The organism is Rhodococcus sp. WB9 (genome assembly GCF_007558985.1).
GTDB classification, from domain to species: Bacteria; Actinomycetota; Actinomycetes; order Mycobacteriales; family Mycobacteriaceae; genus Rhodococcus_F; species Rhodococcus_F opacus.
Genome location: NZ_CP041769.1, coordinates 657,517 through 673,677 on the forward strand (window position 1 = coordinate 657,517; position 16,161 = coordinate 673,677).

Sequence of the window (16,161 nt, forward strand, 5' to 3'; positions counted from 1 at the left end):
GAAGGACACTCGAATGACCGAGGGGTCGGCAGGTACGGGCGGTGCGCCCGTACCTGCTGCTGTCATGGCGGTGTCCGCCTGGATTCTGGTCGTCCTGTCGGTGGTGGCGTTCGTCCGGGCCGATCCCGGCATCGATTCGAACCAACTGTTCTTCCTGGTGGACGTCGTCGGGGCGGCGGTCTACGGAACCGTGGCGGGCGTCGTCCTCGCGCGGCGGGTGCACCCCGTGCCGATCATCATGGGGCTCACCGCGATCGGCGTGGGTCTCGCTGCGCTGAGCTACAGCTGTTCGCAACTCGCGGTCGTGCGTCCCGGGCTGCCGTGGGTCGACGTGCTGTCGCCGCTGCAGAACACGGCGTGGATTCCCGGAACGCTCAGCCTGTTCCTGATCGTGCCGTGGCTGATCCGCGACCACCCGCTGGGCGTCGGCGCGAAACTCGGCGTTCTCGCGGGTATCGCCGCGACGGCCTGGTACTTCTGGTCCCGCACGTTCACGGAGATCCCCGCGGTGTGGGTGATCGTGCCCGTTCTCGTCGTCGGCTCCGCGGCGGCAACGGACTGCGGGTGGCGGTGGCGGCACGGCCCACCCGACGAGCGTGTCGGGCTCGGATGGATGTGCCTCGGCACGGCGCTGATGACCGCCGCGTACATTCCGTTGGCCCTGCCCGCGTCGCTGCCGGGACTGTGGGTGCTCAACCCGTTGGTGCACTTGGCTGTTCAGGCGTTCTATCCGGTCGCGATCCTGGTGTGCATCCTGCGCCAGCGCATGTGGGGGCTGAATCTCGCCGTCAGCCGCGCGACCGTGGCCGGCACGCTCACCGTCCTGCTGCTGGTGCTCTACGTGGTGGTGGCCACGGTCGTGACGGCGCTGCTGCCCGAGGGCGATTCGGTGGGGGCGCAGGTGGTCGCGGCGGGTGTCGTCGCCGTCGCGGTGCAGCCGGTGCGGCTGTGGCTGCAGCGGCGGGTGCACCGCCTCGTCTACGGCGAGGGCGTGGATCCGGCTCGGGCCGTCCGCACCCTGGGCCGGCAATTCGGCAGCGCCGAGACCCCGGAACAACTCCTGGAGGGTCTCGCTGCCGGCGTGGGTGTCGCGTTGCGGCTCGAATCCGTGTCCGTGCGGCGCACCAGCGGGGTTGCCGCGGTGTGGGGTTCGGCGACGGGGCACGCCGAGTCGGTGGAGCTGGTCCACCGGGGTGCGGTGCTGGGGACGATGGTCGTGACGGCGCCGCCGGGGGAGTCGCTGGGGGCGCGCACCCGCCGGTCGCTCACCGAGCTGTCGGCGGTGGTGACGGCCGGTCTCGTGGTGCTGCAGTCGGCGGAGAACCTGCAGGAGGCGCGACGCCGGCTGGCGTCCGTGCGACTGGAGGAGCGGCAGATGATTCGCCGCGAACTGCACGACGGGCTGGGTCCGTCGCTGGCGGGTATCCAACTCGGCCTGCAGGGCGCCCGGAACCTGCTCGGCTCGGACCCGGCTGCCGCCGCGGAACTCATCGGCGCGTTGCAGGAGCAACTCGACCATCAGGTGGAGGGCGTCCGGCAGCTGTCCCGCAGCATGTTCCCGCCGGTGCTCGACGAGCTCGGACTGGTCCCGGCGCTGCACGAACTGGCAGCCAACCAGTCGCGCAGCGGATTCCGGCTGCGGGTGCAGGCCGATCCGCCGCCGAGGCTGGGTGCGGAGATCAGCGCCGCCGCGTACGGGATCGTCGTCGAGGCCGTCACCAACGCGCGCAGGCACAGCGGCGCCGACGGCTGCCGGGTCGACGCCACGTTCGCGCGGGAGATGCTCACGGTCGTCATCCACGACGACGGGTGCGGGTTCGATCCGGCCGGGGGCGGCGGCGTCGGAACCCGGTCGATGCGCGAGCGGGCCCACGAACTCGGCGGCACGCTCCATATCGAATCCGCCCGTCCGACAGGCACGGTGGTCACGGCCCGGTTACCGTTGACCGCATCATGAGCGCAGGAACCACGAATTCCACCACCTCGTCCATCCGGGTCGCCGTCGTCGACGACCACCCGGTGTTCCGGCTGGGGATGGTCGCGTTGCTGTCGACCCTGGACGGCATGGAGGTGGCCGCGCAGGCCAGCTCCGTCGCGGAGGCGCTCGACGTCGTCGACGGCGACGTCGACGTGGTGCTGATGGACCTCGAACTCGGGGACGGTTCGGGGGTGGACGCCACCCGGCGGCTCGTCGAGCGGCACCCCGCACTGCGGGTGCTCGTGGTGACCATGCACGAGGACGACGAATCGCTGGTCGCGTCGGTGCGTGCCGGGGCTCGCGGCTACCTGGTGAAGGGGGCAGATCCGGGGGAGGTGGAACGGGCGGTCCGGGCGGTCGCCAACGGGGAGGTGATCCTCGGCGCCGCGGTTGCGGCCCGTGCGATGAGCTTCATGGCCGCCTCACGCAGGGTGGGTCCCACGGTGTTTCCCGAGCTGACCGACCGGGAGCGTGAGGTCCTCGACCTCGTCGCCCGCGGCTACGACAACGCGAGTATTTCGCGGCGACTCGTGCTGAGCCCCAAGACGGTGCGCAACCACGTGTCGAACGTGCTGGCCAAACTCGGTGTGCCCGATCGTCCCACCGCGATCGTCCGGGCGCGGGACGCGGGTCTCGGCCTCGACGCCTGACCGCGAGGTCACACGGCCGCGGTCGACGTCGTCGGCACGAACCGGATGCCCGGGCCCGTGTCGTCCGTGTTGGTCGCAGTCGGTCCGGCGCCGGGGGCCGCTACCCGCGCCTCGGGGATCCGCCGCGGCGACGGACCGAGCGGCGGCGTGTCCCGCCACACCGGCTGCGCCTCCTGCAGTTCCAGGACGATGGAGATCAGCGACGCCTCGGACCACGGAACCCCGCCCAGTTGCACCCCGAACGGAATGCCGGTGGCCGCGGACCGGCCCACCGGGGTGCAGACGACCGGTGCCCCCGTGTAGTTGGCCCAGAAGTAGTTTTCCCGCGCAGCGGCGAACACGCTCGAATCGGAGAGCGCGTCGCGCCGCACCCCGTCGGTGAGGGAGCCGGGACGCAGAATCGCATCCAGCCGGTGCTCGGCGAACATCCGGTTGTAGTCGTGCTGGAAGCGCAGCCGGGCGCGCTCGAGAGCGAAGTAGTCCGCGACAGGCAGGGCGAGGCTCGCCATCGCCGCGGTCGCGGCCAGCGCCGACTCCGGACCGTACGCCGGGAGCCGGTCCGCGAACTGCCGGTGATACGAGCCGAACTCGGCATAATCTCCGCTCAGCAGCCCCTTCGGGACGTCGGGCACGGTCACGTCGACGATCTCGCCGCCCAGCGCGCGGACCAGGTCGAGGAAGCCGGAGAACAGAGTCCCGATCGGGCCGGGCAGCTCGTCGGCGACACCGCGCGGCAGCCCGAAGCGCGTCCCGGACAGTGGGCGTGACCCGCCCGCGGCGGTCAGCGGGTAACCCTCCGCGGGAACGTCCGGACCCACCGACGTGCTGGGATCGTCGACGTCGACGCCCGCCATGTGGCTCAGGAGCAGCGACGCGTCGGCGACACTGCGGCCCATCGGGCCGGTGTGATCGCGCGTCCAGGTCAGCGGAATCACCCCGCTGGTGCTGCACCGGCCGAACGTCGGTTTGATCGACGTGATCCCGCACGCGCTCGCGGGAATGCGCAACGACCCGCCGGTGTCGGTTCCCGCCGCACAAGGCGCGAACCGTGCGGCGAGGGCGGCGGCGCTGCCACCGGACGAGCCGCCCGGCGAGTACTCGACGTCCCACGGGTTCCCCACCTGCGGGGTGGCGGTTCCGACGGCGAACTCGTGGGTGTGCGCGTGGCCCATCAGCACCATGCCCGCGTCGCGAAGTTGCCGCCACACTCCGGAATCGCCGGCGGCGATGTTGCCCTCGAGGACGCCGCTCGACGCCGTCACGGGCAGCCCGGCCACCGCGTACAGGTCCTTCAGTGCGATCGGCAATCCGCAGACCAGCGGCGCGGACCCTGCCGCCAGCCGCTGCGCGGCCGACTCCGCGGCCTCGTACGCCTGCTCGGGATAGATCCGGATCCACGCCCCGATGCCGCCGTCGTGCGCGGCGCTGCGTGCCAGGCACGCATCCAGAAGTTCGCGCGGATGCAGCGCCCGGGACTGCAACAGCGACGCGGCCTCGACCGCACTGAGGAGAGCCGGATCGGACGTGGTGATCGCGCCAGGGGACGGCAGTCGGAGAGCCGGGTTCGCGGACGCTGCGGCACGCCCCAGCCCGGCAACGGTCACCGCACCTGCGGTCGCGGCGCTGAATAGTTGCCGACGGGACAGTCGGGTGGTCACAGCGTGTTCTCCTCCGCTCGGATCGGGTCGAGCGCCGCGTCATTACAGCACGAAAGGTCGGGCCGGGCATGGTGCACACCGGCCGATCGTGATCGCCTGGGTCACGATCCAGGATCGCTTCGGTCCTTCCTTCCGTTTTGCAACACGTTCTAAGGTGGACGTGCCGGGGTATGCCCCGTGCAGAGCGCCGTGTGCACGGTCGGCGTCGACGCAGATAAGGAAGGAACACTCCACAGTGACCACAGAGGCATTCATTTATGAAGCCATCCGCACCCCGCGTGGCCGCGGAAAGAAGACCGGTTCGCTGCACTCGGTCAAGCCGATCTCGCTGGTCACCGGCCTGATCGACGAGCTCCGCGCCCGCTTCCCCGACCTCGACGAGGATCGCATCTCGGACCTGATCCTCGGCGTCGTCACCCCGGTCGGCGACCAGGGCATGGACATCGCGCGCGTCGCGGTCAACGACGCCGGACTGCCCGACACCGTCGGTGGCGTCCAGCTGAACCGGTTCTGCGCATCCGGCCTCGAGGCCGTCAACACCGCCGCGCAGAAGGTGCGCTCCGGCTGGGACGAACTGGTCATCGCCGGTGGCGTCGAGTCGATGTCCCGCGTGCCGATGGGCTCCGACGGCGGACCGTGGGCACTCGACCCGGCCACCAACTACGACAACTACTTCGTTCCCCAGGGCGTGGGCGCCGACCTGATCGCCACCATCGAGGGCTTCTCCCGCGAGGACGTCGACGCGTACGCCGTCCGCTCGCAGGACCTCGCCGCGAAGGCGTGGACGGGCGGTTACTTCGCCAAGTCCGTCGTCCCGGTCAAGGACATCAACGGCCTCACCGTCCTCGATCAGGACGAGCACATGCGTCCCGGCACCACCCTCGAGAACCTCGCGGGACTCAACCCGTCGTTCGCCGGCGTCGGTGAGATGGGCGGCTTCGACGCCGTGTCGCTGCAGAAATACCACTGGGTCGAGAAGATCAACCACGTCCACCACGGCGGCAACAGCTCCGGCATCGTCGACGGCGCCGCACTGGTCCTCGTCGGATCCGAGCAGGCGGGCAAGGACATGAGCCTGACCCCGCGCGCCCGCGTTGTCGCGACGGCCACCAGCGGTGCCGACTCCACGATCATGCTCACCGGCCCGACCCCGGCCTCGAAGAAGGTGCTCGCCGCCGCCGGTCTGACCGTCGACGACATCGACCTGTTCGAGATCAACGAGGCATTCGCGTCCGTCGTGCTCAAGTTCCAAAAGGACCTGAACATCCCCGACGAGAAGCTCAACGTCAACGGCGGTGCCATCGCGATGGGTCACCCGCTCGGAGCCACCGGCGCCATGATCACCGGCACCATGATCGACGAGCTCGAACGCCGCAACGCCCGGTACGCCCTCATCACCTTGTGCATCGGCGGCGGTATGGGCGTCGCCACCATCATCGAGCGCGTCTGACCGCCCGGACCATCAGGAGACTTGAAGCAGTGAGCGAGCAGAACATCATCAACTGGGAGCAGGACGCCGACGGCATCGTCGTGCTCACCATCGACGATCCCAACCAGGGCGCGAACACCATGAACGACGCCTACATCTCCTCGATGAAGGCGACCGTCGACCGCCTCGTCGACGAGAAGGACTCCATCACCGGTGTCGTCATCACGTCCGGCAAGAAGACGTTCTTCGCCGGCGGAGACCTGAAGAACATGATCAAGGTCGGCCCGGAGAACGCCGACGAGATCTACAGCCACAGCGTCGCGATCAAGTCGGACCTGCGCCGACTCGAGACGCTCGGCAAGCCCGTCGTCGCCGCCATCAACGGTGCCGCGCTCGGTGGCGGACTCGAGATCGCCCTGGCCACGCATCACCGCGTCGCCGCGGACGTGAAGGGCGTCAAGATCGGCCTGCCCGAGGTCACCCTCGGCCTGCTGCCCGGTGGTGGCGGCGTCGTGCGCACCGTCCGCATGCTCGGCCTGCAGAACGCGCTCATGCAGGTGCTGCTCCAGGGGCAGCAGCGTGGACCGGTGCAGGCCAAGGATGTCGGACTGATCGACGAGGTCGTGTCCTCGGTCGAGGAGCTGGTGCCCGCCGCGAAGGCGTGGATCAAGGCCAACCCCGAGGGCGGCGTCCAGCCGTGGGACAAGAAGGGCTACCGGATCCCCGGCGGCACCCCGTCCACCCCGGCGTTCGCAGCCAACCTGCCCGCGTTCCCCGCGAACCTGCGCAAGCAGCTCAAGGGTGCTCCCATGCCGGCACCGCGCGCCATCATGGCCGCCGCCGTCGAGGGCTCGCAGGTCGACATCGACAACGCGCTCCTCATCGAGGCCCGCTACTTCACGTCGCTGGTCACCGGCCAGGTCGCGAAGAACATGATCCAGGCGTTCTTCTTCGACCTGCAGGCCATCAACTCCGGCGCCTCCCGCCCCGAGGGCATCGAGAAGACCCCGATCACCAAGGTCGGTGTGCTCGGTGCCGGAATGATGGGCGCGGGCATCGCCTACGTGTCTGCGAAGGCCGGCTTCGACGTCGTCCTCAAGGACGTCACCATCGAGGCCGCCAACAAGGGCAAGGCCTACTCCGAGGGCATCGAGGCCAAGGCCCTCTCGCGTGGCAAGACCACCGAGGAGAAGTCGAAGACGCTGCTCGACCGCATCACCCCGACCGCCGACCCCGCCGACTTCGCCGGTGTCGACTTCGTCATCGAGGCCGTGTTCGAGTCGCAGGACCTGAAGCACAAGGTGTTCCAGGAGATCGAGGACATCGTCGAGCCGACGGCCCTGCTCGGCTCGAACACGTCGACCCTGCCGATCACCGGCCTGGCGACGGGTGTGAAGCGTCAAGAGGACTTCATCGGAATCCACTTCTTCTCCCCCGTCGACAAGATGCCGCTCGTCGAGATCATCCGCGGCGAGAAGACGTCCGACGAAGCCCTCGCGCGCGTCTTCGACTACGTGCAGGCCATCCGCAAGACGCCGATCGTCGTCAACGACTCGCGTGGCTTCTTCACTTCGCGCGTCATCGGCACGTTCATCAACGAGGCCATCGCCATGCTGGCGGAGGGCATCGAGCCCGCCACCATCGAGCAGGCAGGCATGCAGGCCGGCTACCCCGCGGCACCGCTGCAGCTGTCCGACGAGCTGAACCTCACGCTGATGCAGAAGATCCGCAAGGAAACCGCGGAAGCTGCGAAGGCCGAAGGCAAGGAACTGCCCGCCGATCCGGCAGGCGACGTCATCAACACGATGGTCGACAAGTTCGACCGCAAGGGCAAGCTCGGCGGCGCCGGCTTCTACGACTACGCCGACGGCAAGCGCACCGGCCTGTGGTCCGGTCTCCGGGAGAACTTCGGTTCCAAGGAACTCGAGGTGCCGTTCCAGGATCTCATCGAGCGCATGCTGTTCATCGAGGCCATCGAGACGCAGAAGTGCTTCGACGAAGGCGTGCTCCTCACCACCGCCGACGCCAACATCGGCTCCATCATGGGTATCGGCTTCCCCGCCTGGACCGGCGGTGTGTCGCAGTACATCCAGGGCTACGAAGGCGGCCGGGCCGGCTTCGTCAAGCGCGCTGAAGAACTCGCCGCCAAGTACGGCGAGCGCTTCACCCCGCCGGCATCGCTGAAGTAGCAGGCGGCTCCGCCGCCCGTGCGCCTTTTTGGGCTCTACTGCTGTGATCGTGGGTGGTAGCTGGGCATTGTAGGGGCGCACGCCGTTGTCCCAGTAGCGTTCTGGCTTGTCTAGGGTCAGTCGGCTACATGTGTGGGAGAACGGCGTGCGCGAAGCCAGGATATGGCGTCAGGTGTTGGGTGTCGAAAAGACGGTGATCGAGCACGTTGATTTCGATGCCACGGCCGTGGCGGCCCGGACTGCGGCCTGGTCCGCACCTTTATCGAGGCCGACGCCCCACGGGTGTCCTGCCGCGAACACGGGGTCACGGTGGCCGCTGTGCCCTGGGCCCGGCACCGCGCCGGGCACACCCACGCGTTCGACCAGACGGTGGCGTGGCTGGCCACGCACACCTCGAAGGCCGCGACCTGCGAGGTGACGCGCACCGCCTGGCGCACGGTCGGGGCGATCGTGGACCGGGTGTGGGCCGACACCGCACCCGCCCGGGACCCGCTGGCCGGGCTGCGTCGGATCGGGATCGACGAGATCTCCTACAAGAAGGGCCACAAGTATCTGACGGTCGTCGTCGACCACGACTCCGGCCGGCTGGTGTGGGCCGCCCCCGGCCGCGACGCGGCCACCCTGTCCGGGTTCTTCGACCGGCTCGGGCCCGAACGCTGCGCGAAAATCACCCACGTCACCTCGGACGCGGCCGGGTGGATCGGATCGGTGGTGGCCCGGTACTGCCCGGATGCGATCCGCTGCGCGGACCCGTTCCACGTGGTCGCCTGGGCCACCGAAGCCCTCGACGCGGTCCGCCGGGCCGCGTGGAACCGGGCCCGGGCCACCGAGAACGCCTCCCGCGGCGGCGGCTGGAAACCACGCCGCCGCCCGAAGGCCGGACCAGCTCAAACGGTGAAACGCAGCCGGTGGGCGTTGCTGAAGAACCCGGACACCCTCACCACCGGGCAGCAGGCGACGCTGCGGTGGATCGAACTGCACGACCCGGTGCTGCACCGCGCCTACCTACTCAAGGAAACCTTGCGGTTGATCTTCCAACTCCCGGCCGAGAACGCCGCCACCGAACTCGATCGATGGATCGGCTGGGCGAGACGGTCCCGGATCCCGGCCTTTGTCGCGTTGCAGAAAAGCATCCGCGCCCACAAACCCGCCATCCTCGCCGCCATCGAACACGGCCTGTCCAACGGGCGCATCGAATCGGTCAACACCAAAATCCGCCTCATCACCCGACGCGGATTCGGGTTCCACACCCCCGAGGCCGTCATCGCACTCGCGATGCTCAGCCTCGGGGGCGCTCGACCACAACTACCCGGCCGAACCCACCCACGAATGAGTCAGTAGAGCCCCTTTTTGGTAGCTGTAACAACCAAAAAGGCGCACGGGTCGGGTTATCCACAACTTCGCGGTTATCCACAGGTAGCGTGGATAACCGCGTTTTGTCGGCATCCGAGTCGGACGCGCATCGCACGATGCGCCGTATGACCGACATCGATCTCCACGACTTTCAGCGCCTGGTCGACACCCAGTTCGGGATCGTCACACAGTCCCAACTCGAGCCGTTCGGCTTCTCCCGGGGGAGGGTTCGTCATCTCCTGGACTCGGGGCAGTGGCGCCGTGTCCTCCAAGGCGTCTATGCCGTCACCAACGGCCCGTTGACCCGGGACATGATCCTGTCCGCCGCACTCCTCTACGGCGGCGGCCATTCGATGCTCAGCCACATCACCGCCGCCGAGGAATGGGGGATGGTCCCTCGCCGCGACGGCGAACCGATCCACATCACGGTGCCGTACGGGAAATCGTCGCGGTGCCAGAGCGAGACGGGCATGCGTCCGTCGCGTAAGCCGGGCAATCCGATCGCACTGTCCTCACCGCTGCATCCCGGTGTCGTGGTGCACCGGTCGAGGGCGCACGATTACATTGCCGTCGATACGGATCCGCCTCGGACGACGCGAGCGGACACTGCGCTCGACCTCGCGATCGCCGAGCCCACGGCACGGGACGCCTACACCCGGCTCATCGCGCTCGTGACCAATGCCCGGATCCCACTGCGCGACATCCGACGACGCATGGAGGAGCGACGACCACGTCGGTACCGCAAGGCGCTCGTGGATGCGGTACGACTGCTCGCCGACGGAGTGCAGTCGGTGCTCGAATACCGCTACGCCACCGACGTCGAGGACGCGCACGGGCTCCCACGGGCGCGGCGGCAATCACCCGTGGTCGTGGACGGGCGCACCCTCTTCGAGGACTGCGACTACTCCGACCATGGTGTGCCGCTCATCGTGCGCCTCGACGGTCGCCGCGCGCACGCCATGGCGGAGGTCGCGTTCCGGGACCGTCGACGCGACAACGCCGCGGAACTGCAGGGGCGCCCACGACTCGTCTACGGATTCGACGAGGTGACGAAGAATCCGTGCGTAGTGGCCCGTGAAGTGGAGACCGTGCTCGTGCGGGAGGGGTGGATCAGGCCCGGCGAGAGGCCCTGCCCGGCCTGTGCGCCTTTCTGGTTGCTCTAGGGGCTGTTGCGGAATTGAGTGAGGGCGGTTCGGGTGTCTCGTGCCGAGGTGGGTGCCGGCGCGGGGCGGGGGTGGCCCCGCCGGGTTAGGGGGTGGCCGGGAGCGGGGTGCCTGCGGTCAGGTGGGTGAGGATCTTGCCGAGGTTGTGCACGGCGGCGTGGAACGCCCATTCGCTGCGGGCGCGGTCGAGTCCGCGGCTGGTGAAGCGGCGGAATCCGAGGTTGTGTTTGGCGTGCCCGAACACGGTTTCGGCGATGGGTGAGCGTTTGCGGTAGGTGGCGATACCGGCCTTGGTGCGCAGCCTGCGGGTCATGGCCTGGATCGGATCCGCTTGCGGCGGTGGCGGTCCGGTGACCGGATCAGCGGTGACCGGATCAGCGGCGGCGGCAGCCTCGAGGTGACGGGATTTGCCGGTGGCGATCAACCGGTCCGGGCCCGGCGCGGTGAGATTGGCGCGGGAGCAGTAGCCAGCGTCGAAGAGCATCACCCCGATCAGCTCCTCCGGGTTCGTGCCGGTCTGTTCCTTCCCACGTCGGGTGGTGTCGATCAGCTGCGCGGCCGCCCCGGCCTTGTCGACCATCTCGGGGAAATAGTCGCAGTCGACCGGGCCGGTCCCGACCCCGGTGGCCAGGATCAACCCGTCCTCGCTGGTGAAGGCCTGACAGTTGTAGCCCTGCACCCACCCGCCGCCGCGCAGCGGCTGCAACCGCGAATCGGGATCGGTGATGTTGCGGCGCCGCTGCCCGGCGGCGGCGGTGCGCTCACCCTGTTTGCGGAGGGCGGTGTCGAGTTCGGCGCGCCGACGCCGCACCAGGTGGTGCTCGTCGACCGGCTTCGGTGCGAACCGGGTGCCCCCGCCCCCGGCCGCGGTGCCGCCTTGGAACCGCTCGATCACCGACTGCTGGGCGGCGACCGCCTCGGCCAGACGCCGCTCGGCGGCGGCGACCTCGGCCCCGACCGGCACCCGGCCCAGCACCGTCTGGCCCGCGTCGAGCCGGGCCAGATAGTCCTGCGCCTTCCCGTCCCGCTCGCACCGTTCGGCCTGCTTCTGCGCGTCGAGCTGCGCCAACGCCTCGGCGATGCGTGCCGAGCGGGTGCCCGGATCGGCCAACTCCGCCGGCACCTGTCCCGGGCCCGGATCGTCCTCGCCGTAGAGGTCGTCCTCGGCCTCGTCACGGGCGGCGTGCGCGGCCGCCGCGGCCGCGGCGATCCGCGCGGCCTCGGCCTCGGCTGCCCGGCGCAGCCCGGCCTCGGTGCGGTTGGCGTCTTTCGATGCGTTCGAGGCGATCTTCACCCCGTCCAACGCGATCGTCTCGAGTCGGCCCAGACCCAACCGGGCGGCCAGGATCAGTACCTGCATGAACAGGTCCTCGCAGGCGGTGTGGTTGTCCTTGCGGAACCGGGAGATCGTCACGTGGTCGGGGGTGTCGCCGGCGCAGATCACCCGGAACGCCACGTCCTCGGTGCAGGCCCGCTCGATCTGCCGGGACGACCGCATCCCCCGCGACCACGCCCAGACCAGCAGGGTCACCAGCATGTCCGGGTCGTACCCGGCCCGCCCGGCACCGCCGGTGCGGCGCGAGGCATGAAAGGCACTGGTGTCGAGATGGGTGTCGACGATCTCGATCACCGTCCACACCGGATGCGTGGGCGGCACCCACTCCCGCATGTCCGGCGGCAGCAGAAACTGCTGGTCACGATTCACCGGTCGATATCCCTTGGCCACCAACACATTATCCAGGAAACCCAAGGTCAGGGCATGGTGCCACGCGGGCGCTCCGTCCCGGGATTTCGAAACAGCCCCTCTAGCTACCAAAAAAGGCGCACGGGCGGCGGAGCCGCCTACTTCCACCACGGACGCAGCGGCACATGCGCCTCGCCCTTGGGGCCGAGCTTGACGGCGAGGACCTGGTGCAGCTGAACGACGTTGCGTTCGAAGCCCAGTCGCGACCCGGCCATGTAGAGACCCCACACACGTGCGGTGCCTTCGCCGACCTCGGCGACGCAGGCATCCCAGTTGTCGACGAGGTTCTGGCACCATCCGGCGAGGGTGAGTGCGTAGTGCTCGCGCAGATTCTCCTCGTGCCGCACCTCGAGTCCGACGTTCTGGATCTCGGAGATGATGCGTCCGGAGCCGGTGAGTTCGCCGTCGGGGAAGACGTACCGGTCGATGAAGCCGCCCGCGCGTGCCTGACTCTGGTTGTCGGGCCGGGTGATGCAGTGGTTCAGCAGCCGGCCGCCCTCGCGAAGCTTGCTCTGCAGCAGTCCGAAGTAGGCGGGGTAGTTGCCGACGCCGATGTGCTCGGTCAGGCCGATCGACGAGATGGCGTCGAATCCGGTCTCGGGGACGTCACGGTAGTCGGAGAACCGGACCTCGGCGAGGTCGGACAGTCCTTCTTCGGCGATGGCCTTCTGTGCCCATTCGGCCTGTTCGCGGGACAGGGTGGCGCCGATGACCTTGACGCCGCGGCGGGCGGCGTACCGGACCATCGATCCCCAGCCACAGCCGATGTCGAGCAGTCGGTCGCCGGGCTGGAGGCCGAGCTTCTCGAAGACGAGGCGGTACTTGTTGTCCTGTGCCTCTTCGAGGGTCTGCTCGACGTTCTCGTAGCAGGCGCACGTGTACGTCATGGACGGGCCGAGGACATACTCGTAGAAGGTGTTCGAGACGTCGTAATGGTGGTGGATGACCTCGGCGTCGCGGGACTTGGAGTGCCGCAATCCTTCCGCGACTCGACGCCACCGCGGGAGGTGCTCCTGCGGGGGAGGGGCGATGGGGCGCAGCAGATCCCAGCCGAGCGAGCGCGTGATGGCGGCGAGCGTGAGCGCGGACGGACGGCGGAAGTGCAGTTCGTCGCCCATCACGCGGAGGATTTCGTACGGGTCGCCGGGGTGGACGCCGCGGGCCTCGAGGTCGCCGGACACGTAGGCCCGGGCCATGCCGAGGTCGCCGGGGGCGGTCGCCAGGTAGGTGGTGCCCCGGGTCGTCTTGAGGTGGAGACCGTAGGGGGCGTCCTCCGGGCCGGCGGCGCTGCCGTCGTAGGCGGAGAACCGCAGGGGGAGCATGCCGTCGGACAGAGTTTCGAGAATCTCTGCGATGGTCAGCTTGTGGTCTTGGGAGCGTGAAGCTTTCAGAGTTGTCATCGACGTTGCACCGCCTTGGAGAAAAGGTCCAGTAATCGTGATTTCGGGTCGTAGCGTTTTTTCAGTTCCGTGTATCGATCGCCGCCGTAGTAGAGGCGTTCGAAATCTTCGCGTGAATAGTACGAATCGGAGTAGAGGGACTTGTGTCCGTCGAAGTCACTGACCTTGTCTTCGATCAGCCGATTCGCGGCCCCCTCGGGTCGGCCCGGAACGATGGGCACCGATGACCAGAATCCGATGTTCACGTACGTGCGTTTCGGTTCGAGGGGGTACAGGGGCCAGGGGCGTTGCGAGGACGCGCCGGCGGGGGCAGGTTCCCGCAACCGCAACGGGCAGAGCCACAGCGGTTCGATCGGGATTTCGTCGAGGAACCAGCGGACGAAGTCCGCGGTGCGCTCGATGGGCACTTCGACGTCCTGCACGACGCGTTCGCGTGGCGGGTTGCCCTTGCGCTTCTCGAGTCGGTCGCCGATGTCGTACTTGTGGTCGAGGGCGATGAGCTTCCAGTAGAAGCTGCTGCGGAGGAGGTTCTTCGGCCACAGCCGGCGGATGGTGGGGTTCTGGGCGCCGAAGGCGCGCGAGCACCAGAACCAGTCGGTGTCCCAGCGCCACAGGTAGTCTCGGATGGTGAGTTTGTCCGTTTTGGGGTGGTTCACGGAACTGTGCTGGATGGACCGGTAGAAGATGTTCTGCCCGGTGTAGTCGCTGACGGGGCCGCCCTCGTCGGTCTGATGGCCCAGCGTCAGGTAACTCTCGGACGCGGTGAACACGACGCCGTCCAGATAGTCGACGGGGATGCCGTCGTGGACGCGCTCGGTGACGATGCGATCCATTGCCGACTGCAGCTCGTCCAGGGAATCGAAACGCAGATGCCGCAGTGCCACATACCGTTTGACGGGTTCGAGCTGAATGCGCAGTCGGGTGGAGTAGCCGAGGGTTCCGTAGGAGTTGGGGAACCCCCAGAACAGGTCGGAGTTCTCGCCTTCCGGTCTCGCGGTGACGATGTCGCCGCTGCCGGTCAGCACGTCGATCTCGAGGACTGATTCGTGGGGGAGCCCGTTGCGGAACGATGTCGACTCGATGCCGAGGCCGGTGACCGCGCCGCCGAGTGTGATGGTCTTGAGCTGCGGAACCACCAGCGGCGCCAGCCCGTACGGCAGGGTGGCGTCCACCAGGTCTTCGTACGTGCACATTCCGGCGACATCCGCGGTCCGGGCCTGCTCGTCGACCGAGATGACTCCGCCGAGACCGGAGACGTCGAGGCCTGGTGCGCTGGTCTGGGCCCGCGCCCGGAACAGGTTGGACGTCTTCTTCGCGAGTCGCACGGTGGCGTCCGTGGGAATCGCGCGGTAGGACGCGAGAAGCCGTTCGACGCCGGCGCGGTGAGCGTCGATCCCGGTGACGGGCAGAGTGCGATGCGCACGGAAGGGGCGTCCACCCTCCCGCATGCTTTTCAGTAGTTCAACCGAAGAGGCAGCCACACCCTGACGCTATCCCTCTCCGCGGGTTCAGGCCACGCATATCGGCGCGGTCGACCGAAGATTCACACAAATGTCTCATCAATGTGCGGGTCGTGACCACACCGAAGTGAGCTACCTCACAATAGATTGCCACGTCATCGCCCGGACTCGCGGACGGAAGGCAGGATGAGAGGAGGAAGCAGTTTCGTACAAATCGTACAAGAGGAGTCGCAACAGTGGGTCAGGTCAGCGCGAGCAGTTCGATCACCGTCGCAGCCACACCGGAGAAGGCGCTCGCGGCTTTGACGGACTACGAGACGGTGCGTCCGCGCATCCTCTCGGAGCAGTACCTGGACTACCGCGTCCTCGAGGGCGGGCAGGGCGGCGGTACCGTCGCGCAGTGGACGTTGAAGGCCACCGAGAAGCGGTCCCGCGACATCAAGGCCACGGTCACCGTGGCGGGCAACACGATCACCGAGACGGACGCGAACTCGTCGCTCGTCACCACCTGGGTCGTCGCCCCGAGCGGCAGTGGTTCGACGGTCACCACGACCACCGAGTGGAAGGGTGCGGGCGGCATCGGGGGCTTCTTCGAGAAGACGTTCGCCCCGCTGGGTCTGAAGAAGATCCAGGGGCAGGTGCTGGCGAACCTCGAGCGCGAACTCGCCTGACGCGACGCCGGTTCGCTCCGGCGCCGTCGTGGTGAGTCCCACGACGGCGTCGGCGCCGGACCGCGCTGACGGTCACGGTCTACGCTGGCAGGGGAAACAGCAGAAAGGACCACGTCAGTGCAACCAGGTGGACAACCCGACATGTCGCAGCTCCTCGCGCAGGCACAGCAGATGCAGCAGCAGCTGATGGCCGCTCAGCAGGAGATGGCCGAGGCCGAGGTCACCGGGCAGGCCGGTGGCGGACTCGTGACCGCGACGGTCAAGGGGACAGGTGAAGTGGTCGGTCTGAAGATCGATCCGAAGGTCGTCGATCCCGACGACGTGGAGACTCTGCAGGACCTCGTGATCGGTGCGATCGAGGACGCGTCGAACAAGGCGCAGGAGATCGCGGCGCAGAAACTCGGTCCGCTCGCGGGTGGATTCGGTGGGGGAGGCCTGCCCGGTCTCCCCGGTTTCTAGAGGCGCA

Annotated in this window: 11 protein-coding genes and 1 pseudogene; 8 read left to right on the forward strand and 4 right to left on the reverse strand. The window is 68.3% G+C overall.

The window, feature by feature from the left end; all coding sequences use genetic code 11:
- The first annotated feature begins 13 nt into the window (after nucleotides 1-13).
- Both FND50_RS03235 and FND50_RS03240 read left to right on the forward strand, forming a co-directional pair.
- Nucleotides 14-1,957, forward strand: a complete 1,944-nt coding sequence (locus tag FND50_RS03235; protein ID WP_144284734.1) for a sensor histidine kinase — start codon at nucleotides 14-16, stop codon at nucleotides 1,955-1,957.
- The gene (locus FND50_RS03240) at nucleotides 1,954-2,628 is read left to right on the forward strand and encodes a response regulator transcription factor (RefSeq protein WP_005248663.1); all 675 of its coding nucleotides are present in this window, start codon (nucleotides 1,954-1,956) and stop codon (nucleotides 2,626-2,628) included. Before FND50_RS03235 ends, FND50_RS03240 begins: the two co-directional genes overlap by 4 nt.
- Before the next feature lie 8 nt (nucleotides 2,629-2,636).
- On the opposite strand, the gene FND50_RS03245 is transcribed toward FND50_RS03240, so the two are convergent.
- The gene (locus FND50_RS03245; RefSeq protein WP_144284735.1) at nucleotides 2,637-4,286 is read right to left on the reverse strand and encodes an amidase; all 1,650 of its coding nucleotides are present in this window, start codon (nucleotides 4,284-4,286) and stop codon (nucleotides 2,637-2,639) included.
- Nucleotides 4,287-4,521: 235 nt separating this feature from the next.
- Between FND50_RS03245 and FND50_RS03250 the strand changes: the two genes are divergently transcribed.
- The 4 genes and pseudogenes from FND50_RS03250 to FND50_RS03265 all read left to right on the forward strand — a co-directional run bounded on the left by FND50_RS03250 (nucleotide 4,522) and on the right by FND50_RS03265 (nucleotide 10,420).
- Complete coding sequence (locus tag FND50_RS03250) at nucleotides 4,522-5,736, forward strand: acetyl-CoA C-acetyltransferase (protein ID WP_005253367.1); 1,215 nt, start codon at nucleotides 4,522-4,524, stop codon at nucleotides 5,734-5,736.
- A 29-nt stretch (nucleotides 5,737-5,765) separates the two neighbouring features.
- Nucleotides 5,766-7,904 (forward strand): 3-hydroxyacyl-CoA dehydrogenase NAD-binding domain-containing protein, encoded by a 2,139-nt coding sequence (locus FND50_RS03255; protein WP_144284736.1) that lies wholly within the window; start codon nucleotides 5,766-5,768, stop codon nucleotides 7,902-7,904.
- A 145-nt stretch (nucleotides 7,905-8,049) separates the two neighbouring features.
- Nucleotides 8,050-9,245 (forward strand): annotated as a pseudogene (locus FND50_RS03260) (ISL3 family transposase).
- 137 nt (nucleotides 9,246-9,382) lie between these two features.
- Nucleotides 9,383-10,420, forward strand: a complete 1,038-nt coding sequence (locus FND50_RS03265) for a type IV toxin-antitoxin system AbiEi family antitoxin domain-containing protein (protein WP_144284737.1) — start codon at nucleotides 9,383-9,385, stop codon at nucleotides 10,418-10,420.
- A gap of 85 nt (nucleotides 10,421-10,505) precedes the next feature.
- Here FND50_RS03265 and FND50_RS03270 read toward each other — a convergent pair whose 3' ends face one another.
- The 3 genes from FND50_RS03270 to FND50_RS03280 all read right to left on the reverse strand — a co-directional run bounded on the left by FND50_RS03270 (nucleotide 10,506) and on the right by FND50_RS03280 (nucleotide 15,012).
- On the reverse strand, nucleotides 10,506-12,125 hold the full coding sequence (locus FND50_RS03270) for a transposase (RefSeq protein WP_144284738.1): 1,620 nt from the start codon (nucleotides 12,123-12,125) through the stop codon (nucleotides 10,506-10,508).
- Nucleotides 12,126-12,262: 137 nt separating this feature from the next.
- Nucleotides 12,263-13,564: a class I SAM-dependent methyltransferase gene (locus tag FND50_RS03275; protein WP_005562789.1), complete on the reverse strand. Its 1,302-nt coding sequence runs from the start codon at nucleotides 13,562-13,564 to the stop codon at nucleotides 12,263-12,265.
- Entirely contained in the window at nucleotides 13,561-15,012 is a 1,452-nt protein-coding gene (locus tag FND50_RS03280; RefSeq protein ID WP_007298428.1) for an FAD-binding oxidoreductase, read from the reverse strand. The genes FND50_RS03275 and FND50_RS03280 overlap by 4 nt, the downstream gene beginning before the upstream one ends.
- Before the next feature lie 248 nt (nucleotides 15,013-15,260).
- On the opposite strand from FND50_RS03280, the gene FND50_RS03285 reads away from it, so the two are divergent.
- Together FND50_RS03285 and FND50_RS03290 are read left to right on the forward strand one after the other, a co-directional pair.
- Entirely contained in the window at nucleotides 15,261-15,695 is a 435-nt protein-coding gene (locus FND50_RS03285) for an SRPBCC family protein (protein WP_005248646.1), read from the forward strand.
- A gap of 141 nt (nucleotides 15,696-15,836) precedes the next feature.
- On the forward strand, nucleotides 15,837-16,154 hold the full coding sequence (locus FND50_RS03290) for a YbaB/EbfC family nucleoid-associated protein (RefSeq protein ID WP_005253373.1): 318 nt from the start codon (nucleotides 15,837-15,839) through the stop codon (nucleotides 16,152-16,154).
- Nucleotides 16,155-16,161: the final 7 nt, after the last annotated feature.

Coding starts and splice junctions, on each gene's coding strand:
- FND50_RS03235 (WP_144284734.1), top strand. CDS start 14: ATGACCGAGGGGTCGGCAGGTACGGGCGGTGCGCCCGTACCTGCTGCT.
- FND50_RS03240 (WP_005248663.1), top strand. CDS start 1,954: ATGAGCGCAGGAACCACGAATTCCACCACCTCGTCCATCCGGGTCGCC.
- FND50_RS03265 (WP_144284737.1), top strand. CDS start 9,383: ATGACCGACATCGATCTCCACGACTTTCAGCGCCTGGTCGACACCCAG.
- FND50_RS03275 (WP_005562789.1), bottom strand. CDS start 13,564: ATGACAACTCTGAAAGCTTCACGCTCCCAAGACCACAAGCTGACCATC.
- FND50_RS03280 (WP_007298428.1), bottom strand. CDS start 15,012: ATGCGGGAGGGTGGACGCCCCTTCCGTGCGCATCGCACTCTGCCCGTC.
- FND50_RS03290 (WP_005253373.1), top strand. CDS start 15,837: ATGTCGCAGCTCCTCGCGCAGGCACAGCAGATGCAGCAGCAGCTGATG.